This is a genomic window from Nostoc sp. CHAB 5715 (assembly GCF_020829685.1).
Lineage (GTDB): Bacteria > Cyanobacteriota > Cyanobacteriia > Cyanobacteriales > Nostocaceae > Nostoc.
The window spans coordinates 1-6,735 of record NZ_JAIVFR010000363.1 but is presented as its reverse complement, the minus strand read 5'-3'; the positions used below and the strand labels follow the sequence as shown (position 1 = coordinate 6,735).

5 protein-coding genes are annotated in these 6,735 nt (G+C 42.8%); 2 read left to right on the top strand and 3 right to left on the bottom strand.

Translation table 11 applies throughout. From position 1 onward, the window contains the following. Positions 1-400 precede the first annotated feature (400 nt). The 3 genes from LC574_RS20095 to LC574_RS20085 all read right to left on the bottom strand — a co-directional run bounded on the left by LC574_RS20095 (position 401) and on the right by LC574_RS20085 (position 5,487). Entirely contained in the window at positions 401-1,219 is an 819-nt protein-coding gene (locus LC574_RS20095; protein WP_229455156.1) for a DUF928 domain-containing protein, read from the bottom strand. Positions 1,220-2,011: 792 nt separating this feature from the next. Further along, entirely contained in the window at positions 2,012-4,342 is a 2,331-nt protein-coding gene (locus LC574_RS20090; RefSeq protein WP_229455158.1) for a CHASE2 domain-containing protein, read from the bottom strand. A gap of 176 nt (positions 4,343-4,518) precedes the next feature. Continuing rightward, positions 4,519-5,487: a DUF1822 family protein gene (locus tag LC574_RS20085; protein ID WP_229455155.1), complete on the bottom strand. Its 969-nt coding sequence runs from the start codon at positions 5,485-5,487 to the stop codon at positions 4,519-4,521. Between the two features lie 354 nt (positions 5,488-5,841). Between LC574_RS20085 and LC574_RS20080 the strand changes: the two genes are divergently transcribed. Both LC574_RS20080 and LC574_RS20075 read left to right on the top strand, forming a co-directional pair. Next, positions 5,842-6,486 carry a sigma-70 family RNA polymerase sigma factor gene (locus tag LC574_RS20080; RefSeq protein ID WP_229455154.1) on the top strand — a complete coding sequence of 215 codons (645 nt, stop codon included), beginning with the start codon at positions 5,842-5,844 and terminating at the stop codon, positions 6,484-6,486. A gap of 33 nt (positions 6,487-6,519) precedes the next feature. After that, a partial coding sequence (locus LC574_RS20075) for an aminoacyl--tRNA ligase-related protein (protein ID WP_306422140.1) occupies positions 6,520-6,735 on the top strand: 216 nt, incomplete at its 3' end.

Below are 6,735 nucleotides of genomic sequence, written 5' to 3'. Positions count from 1 at the left end.
GTTAAGAACTCAGCGCTGAAAAATACTTGACTCTAAAGCACTTCTTGCACTATGTTTAAACAAACCATTCGGTCGGTAATATTTTATTTACAGCAATTTCCAATTCAATAAATTACCCCACTCCCTACTCCCTACTCCCTACTCCCCATTCCTCGTCTCAGTCGTGGTCTAAATACCTGAAAACTGCTGTAAGCTTTTTAGCAATTTTTGCGTAAGTCCTAAGTGTTTTTTAATCTAAGAGGTTGTTTCAAAAGTATTATTACTAACATCTAAGTCTCAGAAACCTAACCCCCTAGCAAGCCTTACCTACAAGGGATGCGGGTTTCAAAGCCTCTCGACCTTTCGGGGAGAGGAATGGAAGCAGGGTTTCTAGTATACTTTGCGACTTTTCAAACATCCTCTAAGGTTTTTCCGAAAGAATCGGTTCTGCTGCAATATCATCTAAGCGGATGCTGCTTAACAAATTTTGCCACTCTGCTTTTAGTACTGCATCTTTAGGATTTTGACCGCGCAGTTGGGCCAGTGTCGTCAGTGCCTCGTACCATATCCCATTTTGGGCATAGATATTATAGCGCTTTAGAGGTTCTGTAGTTTGTAGCTCTTTAAGAGCGGCTGGTTTGAGTTCGATTCGTTGTATTACCCCTTCGACGAAAGTTGGGGGAGAATTCTCTTGCTGGTAACAGTTAACGGTTAAAAACCAGCGATATTGTTTGTTTAGTGCCAAGGCAGGAGCGCTGGTAGGCAGAGAAACGCGGATAACTCCTGGTTTATCTGGTAGAGCGATCGCTTTTTGGTAAATCTCCTTCAAGTCCTGATCTTGCAGCACAAATTCAACTGCATAGGGCAAATCTTTGGTATACGGCACATAAAAAAACCAACTTGGGTGTTCTACAGTTGTCTGTCCCCAGACATTAATCACTGAGTTAGCTTCTTCAGTAAAGGGTACTAAAGCAGTCAGGTCAGGTTTAGTAATAGTAAGTGGACACTCCCCGCCGTCGCGCTTCGCTCCACCACGAACACGACCTCCAGGAGGTGGGCCAGATGGAAGCGAGGGTTGATTAAAGGCTGTGGCTTGAGCAAGGTTCGTTTTAGCACCAAGATCGCTAGGTGAAGAACTAAGAGTTGGTTTTGCCAGTACTGGAGTCAGGCTAACTAGTAAACTAGTGTAGCTAAAAGCTACTACTAAAAACAGTTTTATCTGTTGTGAATTTGACTTCATAAAAACCTTCCCTTAAGTATGCAAACCTTATAGAATTATCTACTGGTTATCCAAAAATTTCATAAAAAAATCTTTCCCCATTCCCTAGTGAACTTCAAAAATTAAATTATCGAACAGAATTCAGGAGTCAGGAGTCAGGAGTCAGAATTGAGTTGGCTATTCTGACCGAAAAAGCGTCTGAATAACCGGCGTTTTTGCACCCCCACCAAATCGTAGATTTGGTGAGCCAGTACGGTTTTGGGGGTTTCCCCCATGAGTAACTGGCGTTAGCGCAGCGTTAGCGAGGAACGAGCGTCACCCGTAAGGGTGGTCAACAAGACAGTAGTGGGTCTGAATCCCCGACTGATAGCGCCACAAAGAGCGAGTCTGCGTATCCTTACAGGGCGACAAATCAAGCAATCTCTTAGGACGCTACGCATAATCTTGAACTCCGTTTAATTAGCTGGTTTGCTATTTCTGTCTAATACTGGAACACGAATCATTGGAGATAATCCTTTTCGTGAAAAGTTATAAGTCCCTTAGCCCACCGCTACCAAAATGTCCTTTCTGCAAGCACTACTAATCAGGTAGTTTGTAGTTATTCCGAGTTAGGGAAACGCTCGGAGGTACGTATCAGGTAACGGCTCATGGGCTAGTCATCTCTTACGTTGCTTTTCTGTTCTTGCAAGCCTACACTATACGCTTCGCGTATAGTGTAGGTAGTTGACCCAAATTTTTCTGTCTAATACAATTATCAGATTCTTCTGCCCTGCCTGCCTTAACAGATAAATTTTCTTAACCAAGCGGATTGCCCTATTGTGCAGTAGCCACCCGAACTTTTGTTGTTGAATTATATATTGACATCAAAGCAACCGTGACAACCAACGACAAAGCTGAAGGTACAAAAGGCACCCAAGCACCCGAAATTAACAGACCAAAGCAAACTAAATATAGAACACTAGAGGTAATAATAACTGCCAATGCCAACCAAGGGAAGGAAAGCTTTCGCCAAACCAGGACTCCCCCTACCAAAGACCAGCCCCAAATCCAGGCCACCTCAGCCCACAGTGACCAAACCCGCAGCAACGGTCGCCCATCCTGCACTGCACTGAGGATTTGGCTGATCATCTGCGCTTGTACTAACACTCCTGGCATTTGCTCATCTAAAGGAACGCCATAGGGTGTAGGCCAGGTGTCTGGAGAATCCCCCTTTGCCACTACACCAATCAAAACAATTTTATCTTTGATAGCATTGGGGTTAATTGGACTAGATAAAAATTGGGTTAGCTTCACCTGTTCGGCTATTTGTTTTGGGGAACGGTAATTGAGTAAGATTTGACCGCCATTGGCATCAATATTTTGATAGCCACCAGTACGAGATTTCAGGTTCTCAAAAATAGTTTTACCTAGCTGCAAATTCCCTTCAGGTGTGAATTTTGGTTCAATTCCTGAAGGGCGCAGATAGAGGGAGGCCAGTTTCAGGCTGAATGCCAAGGGAGCAGGACACAACGATGTCGCCTCTTGGTTCATGAACAGAAGATGCCGACGGATAATTCCATCACGATCATGAATAAAGTCACTGAATCCCAAATTTGTTGTGGGGATTTCTGGCGGCGGCTGATTTCCTGGGATATTTACTGTGACATCGCTCCCTTTACATACGCCAATCAAATTCTGAGTTTTTTGAAGACGAGTAATTAAATCTGGTTGTTTGGCTTTAAAATCACGGTAGATATCCAAGCCGATCGCACGGGGTTGGTATTGATTCAGTTTTGCCAGGAGTTTGTTAAGAGATTTTTCGGAAATGGAAGCTCCAATCAAATCCTCGTTATTTTTTCTTTGAATTGCCAGATCGTCATCGTCAATTGTGATTATCAACAGTCGAGAATCAAGTCCCTGTGCAGGGCGCTGACGCATCATCAAGTCATAGGCTTGAATCTCTGGATATTCCAGCAATCCCAGCAATCTCGGCCCACAAACTAAGGCTGTAATCGCCAAACTAGATAACAAGGTTGTCGTAAATCTATGTCTGGTAGACAAAGCTAAATTTGGTGCTTCAGTTTCTGTAGACCTTAATTCATCCCAAGTGGGCGGAATCTGCGCTGGATTTTGGCAAATCATTGGTAGCCAAGTCGCACAGGGAAATTTATCCTCAAGTCCTTGCAACCGTTCCCGCGCTTGGCGTACCGACTGATATAAAGGCTCGCCACTAGCAAAACCTTCGAGAAAATACTTTAAGAACTCCTTGGCTACCTGATCTGGGACAGGTTCACGCATGACGATCATCTGAGGGATTTGCAAATCAGCCAGTTCTCGCGCCAATCCCAATCCATCACAGGAGTTGAATATAGCTAGTTGCAAGCCGTTTTCAATGGCTTTCTTCAAAGCATACTTTAACTCGCCAATGGTGAGGCTATCAGTTTTATTCAGGTAAATTCGTCCGCTTTCTCCATTTTTGTTACTGGAACTATGCCCAGCAAAAAAGAGAATATCCCAGTTTTTTCCCCAAAGATGCTCAGTCAATTCCTGACGTTGTGGTTCTACCAGAAAGCTAACCTCTGCATTACTACACTGTTGCAGTAAAGCTTGATCGGCCTGGGTGTCAATTCCCTGACTATTGCCCACAATTGCTAAAATGTTGACTAATGGATTTTTTGTGCGTGGTTTGTGAATGCGATCGTAAGATGGTGAAGAAAGGGCGATTTCAGCCTTGGGGTAGCGTTCTAACAAATCCCACAGATGCCAGGGTAATAGCTGCAATTGGCTATTTTCTGTTTGCAAAATCACCCGCACTTCTTCCGTGGACGACAATCTTTCTAACCATTTTTCCCTTAAAGGGCGAAACTCTTCTGCTCGCAGCCACCTATTAAAGCGTGTCTGCAAAATATGAGAAGCGTTTTCGCAGTCTTGAATCATCGATACATTCGTCACCTGCATTTTGTCAGCATGGAGACGATAACGATTGCCTATTTGCCGATAACTAGACTGCCAATGACTGTAATAGAGCGGCATTTCGGGAAATGAAGGTAGTTTCCCCGTAATTTCTGTTGAAGGACGCTTCTGTTCTTCACCAATTTCGAGGGTGACAGCAAACCCTTGCTCAAAACTACCCTCTCCGAATTTCATAACCACTAACTTACCCATGACCGTCGCTATTCCCCTGTACGAAACCATGCCCTGTTCTCATGTCTCATAACAAGCTCTACAAGCATTTACAGATTTTTTTCAAAATCCCTAAAAGCCGACTTGAATTTTTAATTTTTAACTAACCAATTACCACTTAATAAGTTACCGACAAAGAGGGAAGATAGCTAGATGTTTTAAATTCTAAAATGTTCGGTAATGCTAGTATCATTTATAGCCACCTTAACGCTAAATTGCTCTCTAGGTTCACCGCGAAACTGCAACTGAATGTAGTTATCTAATTTTCTAGATTGAGCATCTAGGAATACTGTTCCCGAACTATCTAAAACGGTAAGATGAACTCCTGGTGGCAAGTAGATATGATTCCCAGTGGCGTGCAATTGCAGATGAATACTGGTTTGCTGATCCTTTTCTGGACTGATTTGCACAATCAACATGACGGGTTGGTTGAGAATTTGGATACCCAAATCAATCACTTTTGCACGTTTAGTAATTGATTCTGGTCGGTTAAGGGCATTTAGTTCCACAGTATTAGCACTGCGAAAGGCATAAATTGGTCTGAGTTCTGGCACGTTCCACAGGGATTCAATAGTCTGCCAACCTGTCTCAAATATACCAGCAAACCATTGACTTAAATCCACCAGTGGACTAACTGGGGATTGGCGCAGTTGACCCAAGTGGTCGATAAACGCTTCCAATGGTTGCAGTTGCGCTAAAGGCAGCGTTTCAGTTTTGACACTAGGGATAAAACCAAGCAGCCTCGCTTCTTGGAGCGATTCATCAAATTGAACTACTAAATAACCTACCCGTTCTTCCCAGGTTTCTGGAGGAATGGAACATATCTGCTGATGCTGATGGACAGGGCGACACTCCAGACGACCAATTGAGGGCACTTCTAAGTCAGCTACATCCCCACAAAGGCGCATGATGGGGTTCCAGCTGTCACTAGCTTGGAGATCAGTAGGAATATCCATCATTTCTAAGTAGTCATTCACCACCCACACAGCCAGGGTATTCAGCCGAACTTGCTCTGCTTTTTCAGAATTTGGCTGCTGGTTAGCAAATTGCTGGGCAGTTATGCGAGCTGATTGGGAAATCGGCAATGTTAAGGCGGAATTGTCTAGCTGGTAGGTGGAATTATTCATAAGGAACTTCTTAGTGATCAATGCTGCTGTGTACATATCACCCGCATTAACTAAATTTATGCCACAAAATAGAGAATAATTATTGGAAAAACAAAATTGACGATTGAGGGCAACATGAGCGTCCAGTTTATATGGCGCTCATGTTGCCCACTCCACAATATTGGATAATTTATTTCTTGGAGTTCCCTTAACCGAGAAATTCCTTAACTGAACGGTATTAATACCTGTCTACATTTCTTTAATGTCTGAGCAAAAAGTTTTGTAACGATTGTGGCTAGTTTGTGTAAAAATCGCAATCCATACATGAGATATATACAGATTGGCAAGGTGGTGCGTTTGAATTCGAGGTCTTTTATGACTAACGACTGGAGAAAACAACTAGATGTACAACTTAAAGAATTAGCGCTCAAAGCCCAACAACACCCATATGCAACCAAAGAACAACGGGTAGCTTTAACACAGCTGATGAATGCGATTTGGCAATCGGGTAGACTTATTCATCCTTATAAGGACCAATTTCAACTACTTTATGAAGATATTTATGATGAGGCAGTACAAAATTTATTTTTCTATCTTTGCCAAGATAACAATATTAAAAAGTATGACCCAGAACGCGGTGAAGTTATAACTTGGGTAAATATGCTATTGAGTAAACGCTTTTTTCCAGAAGCTATCCCCAAAGTTATCGGCAAAGGAAATGAAATAAATCTGGAAGACTCTCATATGGAAAATATCCCATCATCTCAATCTCAACCTATGTCTTTATCTGAACAAATAATAGAATGTATAGAATCTGATCCAGAGTTGATTTTTTGCAAAGAACACATAAAAGGTCATCCAGAAGCAAATTTTCAAGCTATAGCGAAAAGAAGATGCTCTGGAATTTCCTGGAAAGAGATTTCGGCAGAATGGGGCATTGGAATCACATCTTTACATACTTTCTACCAACGATGTCTGAAAAAGTTTACTGATAAACTCCAAGAATATATATGTATTTAATATTTAATAAAAATTAATCATTTGGTCAAAAATATGGAGAAAATCAGAGATACTTTAACATTTACAGGGCCTATACCGCCAGATGGAAGACATCGAGCAGAAGAGTTATGTAGGCGACAAGCCACGCTGCGCCCCGAAGCCACTGCCGGCATCGTTCGCGCCATGATCGAGCACAACGCCCTGTACAACGGCCCGCTGCGGGTCTGGACGGTGGGGCCTATGTTTCGCCATGAGCGCCCGCAAAAGGGC